This window comes from Cyclobacterium sp. 10D3-21, assembly GCF_055809755.1.
The window spans coordinates 1,086,821-1,107,341 of record NZ_CM147924.1 but is presented as its reverse complement, the minus strand read 5'-3'; the positions used below and the strand labels follow the sequence as shown (position 1 = coordinate 1,107,341).

At 38.3% G+C, this 20,521-nt stretch carries 18 protein-coding genes; 8 read left to right on the top strand and 10 right to left on the bottom strand.

Annotated features, from left to right (window positions below; genetic code table 11):
* Window positions 1-33: 33 nt before the first annotated feature.
* On the bottom strand, window positions 34-987 hold the full coding sequence (locus tag AC0L7T_RS04675) for a pyridoxal-phosphate dependent enzyme (protein ID WP_473341316.1): 954 nt from the start codon (window positions 985-987) through the stop codon (window positions 34-36).
* A 151-nt stretch (window positions 988-1,138) separates the two neighbouring features.
* Between AC0L7T_RS04675 and AC0L7T_RS04670 the strand changes: the two genes are divergently transcribed.
* From AC0L7T_RS04670 to AC0L7T_RS04655, 4 genes are all read left to right on the top strand, one after another.
* Window positions 1,139-1,819, top strand: coding sequence for a peptidoglycan DD-metalloendopeptidase family protein (locus AC0L7T_RS04670; protein WP_473341315.1), 681 nt, complete (start codon window positions 1,139-1,141; stop codon window positions 1,817-1,819).
* A gap of 10 nt (window positions 1,820-1,829) precedes the next feature.
* On the top strand, window positions 1,830-2,960 hold the full coding sequence (locus AC0L7T_RS04665) for an amidohydrolase (protein ID WP_473341314.1): 1,131 nt from the start codon (window positions 1,830-1,832) through the stop codon (window positions 2,958-2,960).
* Window positions 2,961-2,963: 3 nt separating this feature from the next.
* Complete coding sequence (alr, locus tag AC0L7T_RS04660) at window positions 2,964-4,118, top strand: alanine racemase (RefSeq protein WP_473341313.1); 1,155 nt, start codon at window positions 2,964-2,966, stop codon at window positions 4,116-4,118.
* Between the two features lie 233 nt (window positions 4,119-4,351).
* Window positions 4,352-4,756: an META domain-containing protein gene (locus tag AC0L7T_RS04655; protein ID WP_473341312.1), complete on the top strand. Its 405-nt coding sequence runs from the start codon at window positions 4,352-4,354 to the stop codon at window positions 4,754-4,756.
* Window positions 4,757-4,879: 123 nt separating this feature from the next.
* Here AC0L7T_RS04655 and purU read toward each other — a convergent pair whose 3' ends face one another.
* The 4 genes from purU to rbfA all read right to left on the bottom strand — a co-directional run bounded on the left by purU (window position 4,880) and on the right by rbfA (window position 10,614).
* Window positions 4,880-5,734 carry a formyltetrahydrofolate deformylase gene (gene purU / locus AC0L7T_RS04650; protein ID WP_473341311.1) on the bottom strand — a complete coding sequence of 285 codons (855 nt, stop codon included), beginning with the start codon at window positions 5,732-5,734 and terminating at the stop codon, window positions 4,880-4,882.
* 55 nt (window positions 5,735-5,789) lie between these two features.
* Complete coding sequence (locus tag AC0L7T_RS04645; RefSeq protein ID WP_473341310.1) at window positions 5,790-8,726, bottom strand: DEAD/DEAH box helicase; 2,937 nt, start codon at window positions 8,724-8,726, stop codon at window positions 5,790-5,792.
* Between the two features lie 100 nt (window positions 8,727-8,826).
* The gene (locus tag AC0L7T_RS04640; RefSeq protein ID WP_473341309.1) at window positions 8,827-10,050 is read right to left on the bottom strand and encodes an FtsX-like permease family protein; all 1,224 of its coding nucleotides are present in this window, start codon (window positions 10,048-10,050) and stop codon (window positions 8,827-8,829) included.
* 168 nt (window positions 10,051-10,218) lie between these two features.
* Entirely contained in the window at window positions 10,219-10,614 is a 396-nt protein-coding gene (gene rbfA, locus AC0L7T_RS04635) for a 30S ribosome-binding factor RbfA (protein WP_473341308.1), read from the bottom strand.
* Window positions 10,615-10,735: 121 nt separating this feature from the next.
* Between rbfA and AC0L7T_RS04630 the strand changes: the two genes are divergently transcribed.
* On the top strand, window positions 10,736-12,106 hold the full coding sequence (locus tag AC0L7T_RS04630; RefSeq protein WP_473341306.1) for a hypothetical protein: 1,371 nt from the start codon (window positions 10,736-10,738) through the stop codon (window positions 12,104-12,106).
* A 24-nt stretch (window positions 12,107-12,130) separates the two neighbouring features.
* Here AC0L7T_RS04630 and rpiB read toward each other — a convergent pair whose 3' ends face one another.
* The 3 genes from rpiB to glyA are packed head-to-tail and all read right to left on the bottom strand — an operon-like array spanning window position 12,131 to window position 14,704.
* Window positions 12,131-12,568, bottom strand: coding sequence for a ribose 5-phosphate isomerase B (gene rpiB, locus AC0L7T_RS04625; RefSeq protein WP_473341305.1), 438 nt, complete (start codon window positions 12,566-12,568; stop codon window positions 12,131-12,133).
* Window positions 12,569-12,578: 10 nt separating this feature from the next.
* On the bottom strand, window positions 12,579-13,424 hold the full coding sequence (tatC, locus tag AC0L7T_RS04620) for a twin-arginine translocase subunit TatC (protein WP_473341304.1): 846 nt from the start codon (window positions 13,422-13,424) through the stop codon (window positions 12,579-12,581).
* Window positions 13,425-13,435: 11 nt separating this feature from the next.
* Window positions 13,436-14,704 carry a serine hydroxymethyltransferase gene (glyA, locus tag AC0L7T_RS04615; protein ID WP_473341303.1) on the bottom strand — a complete coding sequence of 423 codons (1,269 nt, stop codon included), beginning with the start codon at window positions 14,702-14,704 and terminating at the stop codon, window positions 13,436-13,438.
* A 156-nt stretch (window positions 14,705-14,860) separates the two neighbouring features.
* Here glyA and AC0L7T_RS04610 point away from each other — a divergent pair, with 156 nt between their 5' ends.
* From AC0L7T_RS04610 to AC0L7T_RS04600, 3 genes are all read left to right on the top strand, one after another.
* A complete protein-coding gene (locus tag AC0L7T_RS04610) occupies window positions 14,861-15,001 on the top strand; it encodes a hypothetical protein (RefSeq protein WP_473341302.1) in 141 nt (46 codons plus the stop codon).
* Window positions 15,002-15,111: 110 nt separating this feature from the next.
* On the top strand, window positions 15,112-15,504 hold the full coding sequence (locus AC0L7T_RS04605; protein WP_473341301.1) for a UDP-glucuronosyltransferase: 393 nt from the start codon (window positions 15,112-15,114) through the stop codon (window positions 15,502-15,504).
* A 72-nt stretch (window positions 15,505-15,576) separates the two neighbouring features.
* Window positions 15,577-16,500, top strand: a complete 924-nt coding sequence (locus AC0L7T_RS04600; RefSeq protein ID WP_473341300.1) for an AEC family transporter — start codon at window positions 15,577-15,579, stop codon at window positions 16,498-16,500.
* A gap of 75 nt (window positions 16,501-16,575) precedes the next feature.
* On the opposite strand, the gene AC0L7T_RS04595 is transcribed toward AC0L7T_RS04600, so the two are convergent.
* On the bottom strand, window positions 16,576-19,578 hold the full coding sequence (locus AC0L7T_RS04595; RefSeq protein ID WP_473341299.1) for an AsmA-like C-terminal region-containing protein: 3,003 nt from the start codon (window positions 19,576-19,578) through the stop codon (window positions 16,576-16,578).
* A 310-nt stretch (window positions 19,579-19,888) separates the two neighbouring features.
* Window positions 19,889-20,497 carry an NADPH-dependent F420 reductase gene (locus AC0L7T_RS04590; RefSeq protein ID WP_473341298.1) on the bottom strand — a complete coding sequence of 203 codons (609 nt, stop codon included), beginning with the start codon at window positions 20,495-20,497 and terminating at the stop codon, window positions 19,889-19,891.
* Window positions 20,498-20,521 lie beyond the last annotated feature (24 nt).

Here is a 20,521-nt window from a genome sequence, read left to right as displayed (position 1 = left end):
GAACGTCCAGGAAACCCAAATGCATAACATGGATTAAAAAGGCAATTTTGACAAGTCTACATTTCCTCCTGACAAAATGATTCCCACCTTTTGCCCTGCAAACAAGCTTTTGTTCTTTAAAACAACTGCCAAAGGCACTGCACAACTTGGTTCTATTACAATTTTCATTCTCTCATAGATCAGCCGCATTGCAGCAATAATTTCCGTATCATTTACGGTCAATATATCTTCAACATATTTAGAGATGATGTCAAAATTCATTCCTCCCAGAGAGGTTAACAGACCATCAGCGATAGTATTGGGCTTTTCCATAGGTATTCTATACCCTGCGACAAAAGACCTTCTTGCATCATCTGCACCTTCAGGTTCAGCACCTATGACTTTGGTGTTTGGAGAAAAAAAACTTGCCGCCAAAGCTGTCCCTGCTAATAATCCTCCACCACCAACAGGCGTTAACAATACATCTAGTAAATACCCCGCGTCAAATATTTCCAATGCGCAGGTAGCTTGCCCTTCAATAACATCGAGATGGTCATAAGGAGGGATAAAAGTTGCCCCATGGGTATCCACCACATTCTGCAATCCCTCTTCCCGAGCCTGAAGACTCGGTTCACATTCAATCACTATTCCCCCATATCCTTTTACTGCAAGCTTTTTCACTTCAGGAGCATTTGATGGCATCACAATATAGGCTGGTATTTTAGCGACATTGGCAGCACGTGCAAGGGCGGCGGCATGGTTTCCTGAAGAATGAGTGGCTACACCATTTTCACGGTCCTTTTTGGACAATTTGAGTACCGCATTTGCAGCACCTCTTGCTTTAAAAGCGCCTACTTTCTGAAAGTTTTCACACTTAAAAAACAAATCACACCCTGCCAATTCGTTTATCGCAGAGGAATGTAATACAGGCGTACGATGAACCATGTGATCGATTCTTTCTCTTGCCTCTCTTATACTTTGAGATGAAATATTTGGGCGAGTCTCCATATATCAAAATTGCATATAATCTGAACAATAGACAATATAATCTGGTTGATTTACTTATCGCAAGAAAATTGATTTCTATCCTTTTGCTACAAACTAATTTCCCTATCTTGAAAAATAATTTCAAATTGCCCATTTATTTTATTTAAGTCATATGTCAATCAAACGTCTGGAATTTCATCCTATAATGGGAGAAGCTCTGAATGATAGCAACACCATTTTGATGGACATAAGCGAGCAGAATTTAGCGCTAAAGCAAATAGACTTGATGGACACGCCAGCCTTTGAAGCCTTTATCACCACATTATTAAGGCAAAATAAAAAAAGGTTTGGAATCGGAGGTTACCTGGAAAAACGCAATATTTATCAGCGAAGTAAGGTTTTTGAAGACGCAACCGATTCAAAATACCGAAATATTCACTTAGGAATGGATATTTGGTCCTTTTCTGATAGCTCAGTCTATTGTCCGAAGGAAGGGCTGGTGCATAGTTTTCAGGACAATAAGGGCTTTGGCAATTATGGCCCTACTGTAATACTCGAACATTTCTGGCAAGATCAAACAATCTACAGCCTTTATGGGCACTTAAGCATAAAAGACCTAAAAAAGTTAAAAATTGGCCAAATGATCAAAAAGGGTGAAAGAATCGGGCACCTGGGGACTTCCTCTGAAAATGGCAACTGGCCTCCCCACCTTCACTTTCAAATGATCAAAAATTTGGAAAATAAATCAGGAGATTATCCTGGAGTTTGTTCGGCTTCAGAAAAAGAAAGATATCAAGTAAATTGTCCAGATCCAGCTTTATGGCTTGGTATCCCCGCCAATATTATTTATTGAAAAATTTAAGATGAATTCTATTATTAAAGAAATAAGTACTTTACGGAAACAGCTTCACCAGGCACCTGAGATTTCAGGAAAGGAACAAAAGACCTCCAAAAAGATTAGGGCCTTTTTTGAAGCTTTGTCCCCAGATGAAATCGTGGACGACCTGGGGAAATATGGTCTGGCCATTGTTTTCAAAGGCCAAGAGAAGGGACCAGCTACCTTGATACGGGCGGAACTTGATGCCTTGCCAATTTTAGAGAATAACAATTTTCCCTATAAAAGCAAAAAAAACGGGATCGCACATTCTTGTGGTCATGATGGCCATATGGCTATTCTCTGCGGCGTAGGACTGAAACTGGCAAAGAAAAGGCCTCAATATGGAAGTGTAATTTTGTTATTTCAGCCATCAGAGGAGACCGGTATGGGAGCCGCACAAGTAATAGAATCCCCCAATTACCAAAAAATTAAACCCGATTTTGCCTTTGCCTTGCATAACCTACCTGGTTATGATTTAGGGGAAGTGATATTAAAACAAGGAGCTTTCACTGCAGCATCCAAAGGGATGATTATAAAGCTTAAAGGAAGAACCAGCCATGCTGCTCACCCTGAGAATGCAATAAGCCCTGCCAATGCCATGTGTCAGTTGATATCAGGTCTACAAAAACTTCCTGAGAAGCACCAGGAGTTTTCACTGGTAACTGTAATTCATGCCCAACTTGGAGAGGTAGCCTTTGGCACCACTCCCGGAGCAGCCAATGTCATGTCCACCCTTCGGACTTTTGACAATGAGGTCATGAACAGATTGACGGAAAATGCCATCTCCCTATCCCAAAAAGTATCCGCCATAAATGGTTTAGAATGCAGCATTAGTTTCACAGAAGAGTTTCAGGTGGTAGAGAATGATACAGAAGCCTATGATATAGTAGATGAGGCAGTCACTAAACTAGGCCTCACTAAAAACATTGCCATCACGCCCTTTCGATGGTCAGAGGATTTTGGTGCGCTATCAAGCACCACCAAAAGCGTGCTCTTTGGCTTAGGATCTGGGAAACTCCACCCTCAACTGCACGAAAACAGTTATGATTTTCCAGATGAATTGTTGCCCATTGGAGTTGATTTGTTTTATACCATTATAGAAAAACTAAACCACTAAAAGATGGACCACACTTCTTATATTGAAATAAGTAAAAGTGCCTATAGCAATAACATTAGGTTTATAAAAAGCCAAATCGGGGAGAACGTAACCATCTCCTCAGTCATCAAAGGAAATGCGTATGGTCATGGCATAGAAAACACTGTGAAAATTGCAGAAAGTGTTGGCATCCGGCATTTTAGCGCTTTTAGTACTGACGAAGCAATCAGGGTGCAAAAATCTTCCACCAAAAAGAGTCAGGTAATGATTATGGGCATGGTGGAAAATGAAAACCTGCCCTATTTAATAGAAAACGAAATAAGCTTCTATGTTTTCGAAATGGATCGGTTGGAGGCTGCTATTCATAAAAGTAAAGTTTTAGGAAAGAAAGCAATGATCCATATAGAGGTGGAGACGGGCTTTCATAGAATGGGCTATGAATGGAATGAAAAGGAATCACTTGCAGAGGTTTTAAAAGAGAACAGTAAATATTTACAGTTGTGCGGATTGTGCACCCACTATGCTGGGGCTGAAAGCGTTGCCAATTATGTTCGGATACAAGGTCAAATTAAGCGTTATCAGGAATTCAAAAATTGGTTCAATGACAATGGAATTCATTTTGATCGCTATCATACAGCTTGTTCTGCTGCCTCATTTAGTTACCCTGAGACCATCATGGATATGGTAAGGATTGGAATTGCCCAATATGGCTTTTGGCCAAGTCAGGAGACCTACATGTTTAAATTTAAGCAATTGGCTCCTAATAAAAAGAATCCGCTTAAACGACTGATTAGTTGGAAGAGTAAAATAATGAGCCTTAAAAAAATTAAAATCGGAGATTTTATTGGGTATGGCAACAGCTATATGGCAGCAAGGGATATGACCATAGCCCAGGTTCCTGTTGGTTATTGTCATGGTTTTGGTAGAAGTTTGAGTAACCTTGGCAAAGTGCTTATTCATGGAAAAACATTGTCGGTAGTAGGAAATGTCACTATGAACTCCTTCTCTGTAGATGTCACCGACTTAAAGAATGTAAAAAAAGGGGATGAAGTAGTAATTATTGGACGGCAAAAAAGAAATGAAATCACTGTTGCTTCTTTTGGAGAATCAACCCAACAAGTGAATTACGAGTTATTAACGCGACTTCCTAAAGATATCCCGAGAAAAATTGTCACCTAAAAGCAAAATATGCGATGGCTAGCTCATTTATGGTTTGAGGATCTTCATGGATGAAAGGTAATCCTATCTAAAGTCTAAAAGCCTTCACTCTGGAAAGTATATACATTTTAAGCCTAGGGGATAAGTCCATTGTATAAAAATTACAGGAAACAATTTTTAGAACAGTGTTTGTGGTGTTTTACTAAGATAATGGATGAACTCATCCAATATGTAAAACTAAACAATGAAATAAAATGAATTTTGACCTTAAAACAAGCCTAATTCTTCTATTAATCGTTTTCTGTTTTTCCTGTAATTCAGAACCTGTAAAATTAGCAGATCATCACTGGAAGGTAACCGATCTGCCAGGAGCTGCAGCTACCAAAAAAGATTTATCAAAACTTTCTTTAATCTTCAAGGAAGACAAAGAAATCGGGGGTTTTGCAGGATGCAATAATTTTCGAGGAGGCGCAATTTATAACCAGGAGAAGATTAAATTTTCAACCTTATATTCAGACAAAGCCTCGTGTAAGTTCGATGAATTAGAACAACGATTTTTATCTAGCCTGGAATCAAGCAAAAAATACACTTATCATGCAGGTAATTTAATACTACAGGATGAAAGTGGCAATATTTTGATAACCTTGGAGAAAATTTAGCAAGAGCCTAAACCGAGAGAAAAGCAAGCAAACCGACCCTATCATGGGTGGGTTTGCAGGTTTCTTACCAAGTTGTTATCAAATGAAGTAGGCTCCATATTGGCAAACTTCTTCACCTATTTACTAATTAAAAATTATTGTTCGGTTGCCTACCACTTGTACTTTCCTGGCCAAATGGTATTTGATGGCTTTTGACAACACTACCTTCTCCACGTCTTGGCCTATTTGTACCAGATCTTCCACTGTATTGTGGTGCCGAACACGGGCAACATCTTGCTCTATAATGGGACCTGCATCCAGTTCTTCAGTTACATAATGAGCCGTTGCGCCTATGATCTTCACCCCGCGCTTGTATGCCGCATGATAAGGTTTAGCACCAACGAAAGCAGGCAAGAAGGAATGATGAATATTAATAATATTGTTGGGGAAATGTTTTATGAAATTTCCTGAAATAATCTGCATGTACCTAGCTAGCACCACAAAGTCAACCTTATGCTCAAGCATTAGTTCAAGTTGCTTTTTCTCCTGTTCTGCTTTGTTCTCTTTGGTTACAGGAAGATGATAAAACGGGATACCAAATGCCCTTACCACAGGTTCTAAATCCGGATGATTAGAAATAACGAGCGGAATCTCCACATTGAATTGACCGGAATAATAACGACTTAAAATATCAAAAAGGCAATGCGAAAGTTTTGAAACAAATAGTGCCATTCTTGGCTTAGGAAAGTTGAATGAAAGTGAGTATTGCATTTCAAACTGCTGTCCCACCTTATCTACAAACTCCTGCAGGATGTAGTCCTTATCAATATCAAATGTATCTAATTCCCACTCAGCCCTCATAAAAAAATCACCTAAATCATCGTCAACATACTGATCTACAGCTAAGATATTTCCATTGTTTTCATAAAGAAACTGAGAAACGGCCGCTACGATCCCTTTGTTGTCTTTGCATTGAACGATTAAAATTGCTGTGTGCATTTTTTATTTAATGTAAATTTTTAAGATGATTCATTTATTAATCCATCAGTGGTTATCAGTCAAGCAAGGCCACAATGTCTTCTTGATTCAGGCTTTTAATAAAGCTCTCCTCAGTACTAATCAATTCTCCAGCAAGTGCCATTTTCCGCTTCTGAAGGGCCATTATTTTTTCTTCTACTGAATTCCTGGTAATGAATTTGTAAATAATAACTTTATTTTTTTGCCCAATTCGGTGTGCTCTATCTATAGCCTGGGCTTCCACTGCTGGATTCCACCATGGATCCAGGAGGAATACATATTCAGCCTTGGTTAAATTAAGACCTACCCCTCCAGCTTTAAGGGAAATTAGGAAAACTTTTATGTCTGGGTTTTCCTGAAAGGAAGCCACTTGTTTTTGCCGATCTACTGTCGCCCCATCAAGGTAGGCAAAGGGTATTTTCTCCTCATCCAAAAAAGACTTTACAATATTCAGGTGACGAACAAATTGACTAAAAACCAACACCTTATGCCCTTCACTTACGGTTGATTTCACCATATGTGAAATATCTTCCAATTTCCCAGATCCCCCTTTATAATCCTCATCGGCCATTTTGGGATGATTGGCCATTTGTCTTAATTTGGTGAGACCTCGCAATAAAGTTAGTGATTTTTGAGATTTACCCGGTAGACTTGCTTCATCAATGATCTTCTCCCTAAAATAATTTTTCACATCCTCATAAGCCTGTTCCTGATCAGTGGTCATGGTGGAATATTTGATATTGATCACCTTTTCCGGAAGATCTGTTGCAACCTGCGATTTTAACCTTCTAAGAATAAAAGGTTTGATCATCGCATTTAATTTCAGGATTTTATCTTTGTCATTCTTCTTCTCAATCGGCAATAAAAACTGCTTTTTAAAAGCAGCCTGTCCACCTAAAAGCCCCCTGTTGATAAAGTTTATTTGCGACCAAAGGTCCATCGTCCCATTCTCTACAGGAGTTCCTGTAAGTATTAACTTGTGGTTACTTTTCAATTGAACCACTGCTTTGGAAATAATACTGTCAGGATTTTTTATGGCTTGACTTTCATCAAGGATAATATAATTAAAATAGAAATCCTTAAGAATATCAATGTCTAGTCTGGTGATCCCATAAGAAGTTAAGACCAAATCATAGCGTTCAAATTGACTACAGTCCTTGATTCGTTGTGTACCAGTATAAATTAAAATTTTTAATTTCGGCGTAAATTTCCTGGCTTCTAGTTCCCAATTGTAAATCAGGGAAGTGGGCATTACCAACAAAGAAGTAGTGCCTTCTGACCGCTCCTTTTCCATAGCAAGCAAGGCAAGGGTTTGAACCGTTTTACCAAGTCCCATATCATCAGCAAGGCAACCGCCAAAATTGTATTCATTTAGAAAGCGCATCCAATTATAGCCAGCCTTTTGATAGGGCCTTAAGGTCCCTTTAAAAAAATTGGACAACTTATAATCATCAATGGTAGAAAAGTCTTTCAGCTTTTTCAGCCTTTCACTTAGCCCCAGTTTAAGCAGGTTTCCCTTTTCCAATTCTTGAGCAAGTGCAATATGGTGCTTCTTTAATTTATAATTGCCATTTTCATTTTGCTCTTCCTCTATAAAAGAAAAAATCTCCCCATAATTAACGAACCATGATTTAGGGATAATTCCAATTTCCTTATTGGGTAATTCTATTTCAGATTTCCCTTTAAGCAGTAGTTTTCTAAACTTTTGGAAAGAGATTTCATAGTCCCCAAAAGTAATCACTGTCTCTACATCAAACCAATCAATTTTTTCATTGATCCTGACCGAAATTTTGGCTGCACCTATAAAGTAATTTTTTCCTTTTTCGTTGACCGTTTGTTGGATTTTAATCCCTAAATCATCCAATTCAGGTCGGTGATTAATTATCCATTCATAGGCCTCCCTCTTGGGCATTGACTGCCTCCCCATCCGCACCGAAAGACCATTTTCCTTTAAATAGTTTCCATAAAAGCTCTCCTTCTTCAAATCTCTCACCACCTTGTAGAAAACATATTCGTCTCCATTCTTCTCCAGTTCCACATTGGTTGGTTTGACCTGGTCAGCTTTAAAGGAATAATCGCCATATTTAAACCTAAGTTCAAAGACCATTTTCTCTTCATCATCGGCAGCAATCTTTTTACCAAATATATCGGTTGTGGGATTGCCTTGTAATTCACCAAGGTACAAAACAGGTTCTGGATTGTCACGTGCAACTTTTATCTCAAATCCTTTGGCATAAACATCGAATGATGCTACAAGTTGGGTGACAAATTTCCTGTAATAGGAATCTTCCACTTTTCGAGGAATAACAATAAACCTTTTGCTTAAAAAAGGTAGTAATTTCTTCCCATCCACGGCTTTTTCGAAACTAACCAACATGGCATCCACTACCAACCAGGCAGGCTGGTGGCAGATCAGATAACTACCCTTGTACTGCCATTCAATTTTTTCTCCCTGGTATTTGATCGTAGGGAAATAATGGGTGTTTTCTTCATTCCTACGGAAGTGAAACAAAACGGATGCTTTTTCGGGCATTATTGCAATTTCCTTCCAAACAGGGTTTCCGTCGTTCCCCATTTCAAAAAGTCGCTTTTGCTGTATTTTTTCTAGTATTTTAGCCCGTGTAATTTCTAATTTTGCTTCTATTAGCTTTTGTACTTCCTTATGAGACTGAATAGAATGCTCCTTATCAAAGACCTTTCTTAAAAATTCTTTGGGTTTGTTGTTTTTTACATTGTACTTTTTGACAATGGCCTCCTGTTGCATGCTATCCATCAATTTGATCAGCTCCAGGTCTGTATTATCTAACCTTTCCTCAAACTCTCGGGCATTTTGATAGGAAATATTCTGATAAGCAAATGACAATCTTCCCTTTTCGTCAAGTTGGACGGCAAAGGACTCAAATAGAATTCCTAAAAATTCATGATTAAACAGGGAATAAACGATTTCAAAGGGCTTATCTGAAGCTACTTTCATTAAAACAAGATTTAAACTAAAATGTGCTTTTTTAAGAAATTGGCAGTTTGCAAATTACAGAAATATTTAAAAGAAATAAATTAATCATGAATTTAAAACCTTACAAATGATGAGTAGTTTTCACTCTGGAGGCTATCAATGCAGGACGATAAGAGGCTATCATTGTGATAATTACCACACTTATACTTGTATATAAAAAATCCGTCCATTGCATTTTCACAGGGTAGGCATCTATTACAGATGAGGTTACCCCCAATGAAACAAGTCCATAGTTATCCTGAATCCAACAGATCAAAAAACCTAAAACCAGACCAACCAAGGCACCGGAAAAAGCAATAATGGCTCCTTCCTTTAGGTAGATGGAGCGGATAAGTTTTTTTGTACCTCCCATTGCGAGCAATACAGCAATATCCTTTTTCTTTTCTATGGCCAACATACTTAAAGAGAAAAATATATTGAAGGAAGCCACAGCTAAAATAAATGTAAGCGTAAGGAATACAAATAATTTCTCTAATCTGATTGTCATCAAAAGGCTTGCATGTTGCTCATCACTATCCTGAACAATAAACGTTTCACCAAGAAGGCTTCTTAACTCAGCTTTAACCGTCTGTACATTATAGCCGTCCTCAACCATAATTTCAAGACCTGTCCTTCTGTTTCCATAATCCAACAATTTCGAAGCAAAATCCAGGGGCACAATAAGGAACTCGTCATCTATTTGTTTTTCTACGCTGAAAATTCCTGCGGGCTGTATGACTTCCCGATTGTACATACTTGAAGGATCTATACTTCCTGATTTAGGGTCTTTGGGGTAAAAAACCTGGATCAAATCGAATTCATTGTCAAGGTTGAGTAGTAAAAAATAGGACAAACCTCTGCCTATCAAAGCTTGAGGTCTGTTTTTCTCCCCCAAACTCATTTCTCCACTGAGGTAGCCATCTTTAAATTTTTCCTGATTAATAAAATTGTCCGAGACTCCTTTCAGCGTTGCTACAACCTGATGGTCACCGTACTTTACCAGGGCGTTGTCTTCGATAACTTCTGTCAGAATTTCCACACCTTCTAACTTTGCTATCTGTGCTAAAAAATCTTCATCCATTTCAAAAGACTTCCCTTCATATGGCAATACTTTAAGATCGGCATCAAAGGAGGCATACAATCCTTTGATCAAGTCTTCCAAACCATTAAAAACAGACAAAACCACTACCAATGCCAAAGTTCCTACAGCAACCCCCACCATAGATATTCTGGAAAGGACTGTAATGAAATTCTTCTTGGCTTTGCTTTTAAAATACCTGGATGCTATAAAATAGGAGAGATTCAATTTTGTTTTATTAGCCTTTACCTGAAATATACAATAGCTATTCTATAATTTTTTGAAATTGGCAATAATATAAGCCCTAATACAGATTTAACTCCGATTATGCTTGGGTTTCATGCCAGCCTTTCTTAGGAAAAGATTACACCACGAAATAGATTTCTTTTTTCGGGCTTAATCTTCATCTTCTTCATCATCATCTTCTTCTTCTTGTTCTGGAGCTACAGGAATATTAAGCTTGGAAATAACACCATCCATATGTTGGGCATAAGCAGCTGATTCGTCCAAAAAGAAAGCCAATTCAGGTATGATTCGCACAGATTTACCTATTCGTCTTCCAAGAAACTTTCGAATCTGTCCTTTATTTGTATCAACTTTATCAAACAAAACCGTATTTTCGCCCAATAAGAAGCTCAAATTGATTTTTGCAAGTGCCAGATCCGGGCTCATCAAAACCCGGGTAACTGTAACCATGGCCTGACCAACTATCGCCCGTCCTTCCTTCTGAAATATTTCTCCCAACTCCTTTTGGATCAGTTTGGAATATTTTTGTTGTCGTTTACTCTCCATTTTAAAATATTTAATCTTCACAAATTTAGTGAAATATACGGGTAACCTTTAATTTCGTAAATTGAGTTTAAAATAAAAATAGACCTTGCTGGAATTTTTCAAAATTAATGACCCATTAAGAATGGTAGGAATTCTTTTCCTATTCATCCTCCTTCAGATTCCTTATTATTTAATGGACATCCCTTTATTGCAACCAGAGCTAATCTGGAGGCTTTTAGGGCAACAGATGGCCGAAGCAAACCTCCAATATGTCGATATTATTGACAATACCGGGCCCTTTTCTGCATTGGTCTATTGGATCAATGGCTTGCTATTTTCCAATTCGACGCTTTCCTTCAGGATTATTGCTTTCTTGATCCTATTTTTCCAGGTGTATTATACCAATCATATGCTTATTAAAAATAATTCATATGAAGATTCAAACTATCTTCCTGCCTTTGTAATGATTGTGTTGTTTCAATTGTCTTTTGACTTTTTGACACTTTCCCCGGCCTTGATGGGAAGTACCTTTGTTTTGCTGGCACTGTCAAGACTTTTAAGCCAAACCTCAGTCAATACCAATACGGTACCCTCTATTCTGCTTATGGGGATCTTTGCAGGCATCGCCTTTTGCTTTCATTTCCCTTATCTATTGTTTTTGCCCTTGTTGATCTTTTCCGGATTACTCATCAACGGGTTTTCATTTCAGCAACTTTCCTTAATACTTACAGCATTCCTTTTACCTGTAGCCTTTTGTGCGCTGTTTTATTTCTGGGAAGATGGCTTGTCCGATTTTATCGAAATGTATTTTACTTTGGCATTAAAATTAGGGAAAATTTATCATGTCAATTTTAAAGACCTAAGTTATCTTTTTGCTTTGCCCCTTATAATAGCCATCATAGGTTATTTTAAAAACAATGTCCTAAGAAGAATGACGGTAAACCAGCAAAAGCAAAATCAACTCTTTTTCCTTTTTTTACTCTTTAATATAGGTATGTTTTTTTTAATGGATAGGGTAAGTCCATTCCAGTTTATAAGTGTGATACCTGTATTGGCCTATTTTATCACCCATTTTTTCACCATCTCTAAAAATAAACTGGCACAGAACGTTATTGGCTATAGTTATTTTCTAATTGTTCCGCTAATAGGATACAGCTGGACATTTTACTTGATAAATGACAGCTCATTTGACAAGTATCAACAAGGAACTATAACGAAGTATGAAATACCTGAAGGGAAAACAGTAATGGTCCTGGGAGACGATCACAGTGCCTACCAAAGCGCCGCAATGGCAAGTCCTTACCTCAACTTCAGGCTTACAGAAATCTACTTTACTAAAATGGGTGAAATGGAAAGGAACACAAGATTCTATCTGGATTTAAAAAAAGAGAACCCTGATATAATCATAGATGAAGCAGCCGTTTTTGACGTTTGGATTCAAGATCTCCCCAAATTAAAACCCCTATATACCAGATCCAATAACGGACTGATATATAGGGGAAAACAGGAATAAACCTGATAGAAATTATATTATTATTTATTTACAGGCGATTTTATCTACCCGACGGGCATGTCTTCCACCTTCAAATTTTGTCTCAAGGAAAATATCAACCATTTTTTCTGCTAGCTCAAAGGAAACAAATCTGGCTGGTATCGATATTAGGTTAGCGTCATTGTGCTGCCTGGAAAGTGATGCCAATTCCTCATTCCAGCAAATAGCAGCCCTAATTCCCTGGTGCTTGTTTGCTGTAATGGCTACACCATTCCCACTGCCACAAATAATTATCCCGCGATCAATCTCTCCGGAAGTTATCGCATCACACAATGGATGGATAAAATCTGGGTAATCAACTGATCCCTCTGAATAAGGACCGAAATCCTTTACTTCAAAACCTTTCTTCTGCAGGACTTCTATTAACTCTTGCTTATAAGTGAAGCCTGCATGGTCTCCACCTATTGCGATCATTTTTGACATACCTATCGATTTATAATTCGTCTTCCAGTTCCTCTTCTTTGCGTTTTCTTTCCAAACGTTTTGCTATAAAAATCCCTGTTTCGTAAAGGACAAGTATTGGCATAGCGATTAAAATTTGACTGATTACATCTGGTGGTGTAATAACTGCCGATAACACTAAAATCACAACAATTGAATGTCTTCTATATGCCTTAAGCATCGTAGAGGAAACAAGTCCTGCCTGAGTAAGGAAGTAAATAACTACTGGAAGCTGGAACATTACGGCCGATGCCAAAACCAACATTACCAAGGTAGAAACATAGGAGGTAATGTCAAACTCGTTCGCTATTGATGGATCAAGTTGGTAATTCGAAAGAAAGTTTATGGATAGCGGTGATAAAATAAAATAACCAAAACTAGCACCAAGGAAGAACAATAAACTAACAAAGAAAACAGCTCCTCTGGCAGCATTACGTTCCTTAGAGTACAATCCTGGACTGATAAATTTCCATACTTCCCAAAAAACGTATGGGAAGGCAACAATTAACCCTACCACCAAGCTGGAGGTAATGTGCATAGAAAACTGTCCTGTCATCTGCCTACTTTGGAGGATAAAAGGGAGTTGGTCTATGCAAAGAGCTGGAAGTGACAGCTTTTCCGAAAGCTGACAAAGCAGTCTATAGGTAATAAAGTCTACTTTGGCAGGACCAAGAATTACCTGACCAAACACAAATCCTTTGGAAAGGAATGCCATGACCATAAAAACAAGAATAGCTGATACCGATCGCAGTAAATGCCATCTCAACTGTTCTAAATGATCCAGAAAGGACATGCCATTCTCATCCTCTTCTTCTTCGTTATATTGATCCAGTGCCACTTATTTTTATTTTAGTATAAAGGAAATTGTACCATCCAGTCGTTCACTGTAGATTTGATCTCTGCCAGTTTCGCATCGTCTTCATGACTCGTAAGCGACTGATCAATCAATTCTACAATTTTCAGCATATCAGCTTCTACCAGCCCACGAGTAGTGATGGCTGCAGTACCAATACGCATTCCCGATGTTACAAAAGGAGACTTGGTGTCAAATGGAACCATGTTTTTATTAATGGTTATGTCCACTTTCCCAAGCGTATTTTCGGCAATTTTGCCAGTAAGTTCTTTATTTCGAAGATCAATCAACATCATGTGATTATCTGTACCTCCAGATATAATCTGATAGCCTTTTTCCACAAAAGATTCGGCCATAACAGCTGCATTTTTCTTTACCTGGACTACATACTCCATGTATTCGTCAGAAAGGGCTTCTTCAAAAGCAATGGCCTTGGCTGCAATTATATGTTCCAAAGGACCTCCTTGAGTACCTGGAAATACACCTGAATCCAATAAAGCAGACATTTTTCTCAATTCACCTTTTGGGTTTTTCAAGCCAAATGGATTGTCGAAATCATCTCTCATAAGGATCAATCCTCCACGAGGTCCTCTAAGTGTCTTATGGGTTGTAGTAGTAACCACATGACAAAATTCTAAGGGATCGTTCAATAAACCTCTGGCGATAAGCCCTGAAGGGTGAGAAATATCTGCAAGCAATATTGCACCTACTTCATCAGCAATTGCTCTTAATCTTTCATAATCCCAATCACGACTGTATGCAGAAGCACCACAAATCAATAATTTCGGGCTAACTTTTTTGGCCTGTTCTTCTACTTTGTCGTAGTCAATAACACCAGTTTCTTGTTCCACACCATAAAAGTGAGGTTTATAAAGTTTACCGGAAAAATTAACAGGAGACCCATGGGTAAGGTGTCCACCATGAGAAAGATCAAAACCTAAAATGGAATCACCTGCATTCAGACAAGCTAAAAACACAGCTGCATTGGCTTGCGCTCCAGAGTGAGGCTGAACATTTGCCCATGATGCTCCAAAGAGTGCTTTGGCGCGATCTATAGCAATTTGCTCTATTTCATCTACTACTTCACAACCACCATAATACCGTTTTTTGGGTAGACCTTCGGCATACTTGTTAGTCAGCACACTTCCAGCGGCCTCCATAACCTGCTTACTGGTAAAATTTTCAGAGGCGATCAGCTCTATTCCTCTTTTCTGTCTATCCTCTTCCTTCCCTATCAGGTCAAATATTAATTGATCTCTTTTCATGTAATGATCTGTTCTTTTCTCTGGATTGACATTCCTCGTAACTTACGTAAAAGAAATGAAAATCAGACTTATTTCTAATTCGAAAGCCAAAATTACTCTTAAACAATGTATAATCCAATTGTCTTTTCAATTTGATTGTTGCTAAATCCAATAAATGTGAAGCTTTTCCAAAAAGGAGTTGCTTCAATCTCTCAGATGGAAGGAATGAGATCAAAACATGGCGGGTTATGGGCATTGACCCCTATGCTAAGAACTGGTCTTTTTGATATCGCCAATAACTTTACCGATTCCGTCTGAATTTTCATAAGGTAACTCCAGATATCCCATCACCATATAGCATCATCACTCTTGGTTAATTATTATTACCATTTTAAGTGATTTGGTTTTAATTTCAAATTAGCGCTTAAATGACATATATTTGCCTGAATATGAATTTTGACTATCAACCAAAGACGTATTTCAATGGAACAGGTGCCAACGCACTTATAGCAAAGCTAACCTACCCTGAAAGTCAATGGGGTGAGGAAATCTGCATTTTTGCCACCACGCTTGACGGATTTAACTATTATGAAATTGTGGATTTTTATGGAAATGAGTATTCCATAAAACCTAGCAAGAGTAGTAACCCTTTAAAATTGCAGGAATTGATACTTTTAATAGAATCTATGGAAGTAGATAAGGAAGGTGAAATGGGAGCGATTAACCAAACTCTATTGGGCATCCCCATTGCTGAAAGCACACTTTATCCCCAGCTAAAACATTATTTCGATCAAAAAAGAAACCACTTTGGATTCGTTTGATTAAAGAAAACAGACAATCAAATTCCAAAGTTCTGTTGTCTGATTTCACCTTAGTCCTAAGAATTTATTATTATGGCCAATATACTCATTGTCATTTCCTCTATCCTGATTGGTATCGTTTTACAGAAAGTTAGAAACTTCCCTGTGGAAGCGCCTAAGGCACTAAATGCTTACTTAATCTATGTTGTTTTACCCGCAGTTTCCCTTCTTCATATTTCCAGATTGGAGCTGGGGCCAGCATTGCTTTTGCCAATTTCTGTGGGGTGGATCATATTTACTATCACCTGGTTGGTTTTCGGTTACTTGGGAAAGCGGTTTGGATGGAACAAAAAAACCATCGGTTGTTTGATAATTTGTGGGGGCCTTTCCAATACAGGCTTTATCGGTTATCCTGTAATCGAAGCAATTTATGGAGGGGAAGGTTTGAAAATTGCTGTATTAATAGACCAGACTGGCTCTTTTTTGGTAGTGAGCAGTCTTGCCATAATTGTCGCATCCTTGTATGGATCGGAAAAAATGAGAAAAAGGGACATCTCAAAACAGATGTTATTCTTCCCTCCATTCATGTTTTTTATTCTTGCCTTGTTGCTTAATATTTTCAAGGTAGAAATCAGTGGTGTGGCTGAAAAGGTCCTGCAGAGTTTTGCAGGCACATTAACGCCCATTGCACTAATAGCTGTAGGCCTACAGATAAAAATTAAAATCGCGGACATAAAGGACAATTTCCTATGGTATGGATTAACACATAAACTATTGCTTATCCCACTATTGATCTATACCATCTACCATTGGATTCCAGTAGACAATCCTGATCAGAATCTCATTTTCAAGGTTAGTGTCATGGAAGCTGCTATGGCTCCCATGATCACTTCCTCCATTATTGCTACCAATTATGATATAAGGCCCAAACTGGCTTCTTTGCTTGTAGGAGTAGGCATACCACTTTCCGTTGTTACACTTACAATGTGGTATTACCTTTTAGAATACTTCCGTTAGCCCTGAAAGCAACGGTTGCTAATCTCACATCTTACTCCTCCTTGTTTTTATAAGCTTTCTTCTTGAATCCTAAATTTATTCAGGCGTAGGCTTTTCAGGTTCCGCAGTTTTTTTCTTATTGGTAAAACCTTTGAGTAGGTTTTTCACTTCGTCCACTGCTTTCTCTTTGGCCTGGTCTATCAATTTTGTTGCTTCTTGCACAACGCTATCTTTAGCGACTTCTGATTTCTCTTTAAACTCCTGCTTCAAACTGTCCTCTTTGGCTTTAAAATCTGCAGTGATCTTTTCTTTAACATCCTCTTTCTGACCTGAAACTTTGCTTTTCAGCGCATTGGAGATATAAGCCTCCAAACCTTCAGAAGAAGCCATTGCCACGTTGGGTCTGGCGTAGCTACCCCCAATATTGAAAGCCAAAGGAACATTTGTGTCAGATAAATCTGTACCAACCAAACTTGTAACAAGACCGTTAATCTTTGATCCAAATTTACTGGCAGGGACATCTATATTGACCAGGTAGTTTATCCTTCCATCAAAGCCAGTGCTCCCCTGAATTTTTGCTGGGTAATCCCACAACTTCAGTTCAAATGGAGGAATATTTAACATTCCATCTTCTATCCTGGCTGTAATATTCATCGGTTTTAAACTAATGGTAGCCGTTTCATCTAATTTGGTAAGACTGGTAATCCCCTTAACGAGTGGACTGTCCTTTAAAGCGGTCTCAGCCAATCGAATCAAACCTGAGCCATCCAAACTTGACAATACTGGCATCATGTCCTGACCTAATAGACCGGAGAAAGAGAATTTGGTGGAAAAAACCCCCGTAACATGCTGTGCAATTGGGGCAAATGTTTGGACGGTAACAAAGGATTTAAAAGCATCTTGCACCCCTAGTTTACTAATATCAAGCGTCATGTCAAAAGAAGGTTTGGAAATGTCCTTGGCATTATAGGAACCGTCAAATACCAATGAGCCTCCCAGCATATCTGTTTTGAAACCTTCTAGTTTAAGTACTGCATCTTTAACCCATATTTTCCCAGCAGCATTGTTCAGTGTAAGATTATCGTAAAGTATTTTATCCGCTTTTACTGACATGGTAAAGTCAATATTGTCAGGCAAAGCAACCACTTCCATTGCAGTAGTATCTGTACTAGTGCTTTCAGTTCCTGTCATCCATTCATTGACATCAAAACTGCTGGAATAAACAGACAAATTCCCCTGAAGGTCATTGCCCTCATCACCAAGCAAGTAAGCCATATAATTGGACAGCGTACCATTTGCTTGGACTGGACTTTTCCCAAGGCGGGCATCCATTTTCACCAGATTAATGGCCTTTGGACTAAAATTAGCGGAGGCCTCGTTGATCCGAACTCCCTGTGGATAATCTTTATCTGCATAGTAAAAATCATTGACCAGCAGTTCGCCTTTGGTGTCAAGCTGCCCGAAACGATTGGCTTTAATTGCTTCATAACTTCCTTTGGCGTCTAGATCGGCTTTAATCTTGCCTTCTAATAATACGTCCTCCATAGGCACAATTGCAGCAATTTTTCCCAGATCTACAGCTCCATGAATGGAAAAGTCATAATTCATGGCTTCTAGATCATTTAGTTTTAAAGCGCCATTGATTTTTTCTCCTTCCAGGTCAAAACCAAACGTGGGGATATTAATCGCAAAATCATTCATTTTACCGGACTTGTTATCAGCAATTGCCCGGACATTGATATTGTCTATAGGTGCTGGATAGGCAGCGCTTTTCACATATCCCTTGGTCAATTCTATTTTGGCATTGATGGCTGGGATTATTTGGGCTACACTGTCATATCTACCCTTGGCTGTGGCATCTATAGCCAGTTGCCCTTTCAACTCCATGTCTTCAATAGGAAAAATAGAGGTTAATTCCAATAGGTCGAGCTTTCCTTTTAGCTGACCATCCATTTCATAATTTATCAAATCCTTAACCATTAATCTCCCTGAAACCGGTTGATCTCCGAACTCAAGGGAAAGCCTTGAAAGATCGATAGCGGTGTAATCCAAATCACCTGTTTCATTGACCACCTTCAAATCCAAATTCACATGCTGAACAGGTCTGGGAAGATCAGGGTATTGAAACATTCCTTCGTTAATGGTTAGCCCAAATTGGAAAGATGGAAATGAATTTTCACTATAGGTTCCTTTTAAAGCACCGGAAAAGTCCATTTCTCCAGATGTTTTCAAGTCATCAAAAGAGGCAGAATATATTCCCGGAACTAGAGAAAGAGCACTTTTGAAGTCATTGTCCTTTCCATAAAATTTCGCATCCATTTCTATATCATCACCAGGCATAGCCAAATAACCATCAATACCAAAGCCAAAATCATTGAGCTTAAAAGAAGCTCCATTCACTCCAAACTTCATGTTTTTCAAGTCTACGTTGATTTCAGAATCTATCGCCAGGGATTTATTGGAGAGGTATTCTACACCCTCATAAGCAACATTGACAATATTGCCTTCACCTTTGATCATTAGGTCATAAACATCGAGTGTCAGGTCACCGCTTCCTACAAAGTCCATTGCCGACATCACCATCAAAAAGTCAAGTGATCGATCGTCATATATAAAATCAAGATTTTCTATCTCGATTAGATCTATTCCCAATTGAAAATTTGATGAAGCTGTGTCGATAGGCTCTACCTCCTCACTTTCAACCATGATATCATAATTGGCTTGGCCATCCGCTAGCACTTTAACATAAAACTGACCATCCTGAAGGCGGATCCCTTTCAAACTTGGGTTTTCACTAAAAATAACGGACCAAATATCTAAGTCTACCTGCAGTTCTCCTACGTGTACCAAGGTGTCATTTTGAAATGGAGGATTACCTTTAACCCCAAAATCACCTAGACTAGCTGATAAGCTAGGGAAATTATTAAAAACACTCAGACTGACTTTATCACGGTCATAATAGACCGTAGCATTTACAGACTTGGCTAGCTCCTGATCAAGCTTATCAAAGATTTTGTCCTTAAATAAGTAGGGCACTGCCACCAGAGCCAATAGGATTAAAGCAAAAAAGGCAAAAATAAAATAAGCGATTTTTTTCATGGCGTATGTATTGAAAGAAAAATTAAAATACCTGAATTTGAATTAGATTACACCTTTTGGACTGCGTACAAAACCTACAATAAAATCAGTTCAATTATTATATCGCGGTGTGACATCAATAGGTTGATAGCGATAATGGCAACGAAGATCTGATTTTAAAGTAATCTCAATACGTATTAGAAAAACTGACATCTAATTAAGACAAACCTAAATTGAAACGTAAGCGGTCCATCTTAAGTTATAAACAACAAAAACAATACCGATTAAAAAAGAATCGTAAAAAACAGGATATTAAAAAACGGGAAGAAAACTAAACAGACATTAATCTAAAATGACAATCACCAGCTTTGGCTGTGGAGATCTCTTTGCTAAGGTGATATACAGCCTCAAGCAAGCAAGCATTTTTGATAGTACCCGCATCTATGGCCTTAAATCCTATAAGCTCAATCAACTTTTTAACAATCAATTTATCCTTATTGTTGTCACCACAGAAGTAAGTTTCTTTAATAAGTGCTAAAGGATCAGATTTTGGGTAATCAAGTCCAAGGTTGTTAAAAGCTTTAAAAACACGCTCATGTCCGGTTTCTTGACCTATAAGCGTTGTATTACAGGTTACACTTTCATCGTTCACGCCATTGGTACTATCAATGAACAACATATCAGGGGAACCAAATTCTCTAAGATACTTGCAAACAACAGGTAGAAATTCATTTTCACAACAAATAATAATCACATCCGAGTCGGTGATGGCATCGGCGTAATTTAGAACATTGTGATTTTGCATTTTAAGAATCTTCCACTCTATTTTCCTCGTACTAAATCCTTCTCTAACACCAAATGCAACGTCCATTCCTCTGGCAATAAATTTGTTCCCAAGGTTTGTTGCCAAATTCGTACCTCCTAAAATTCCTATTTTCATTTTATTCGAATTGTTAAATAGTGA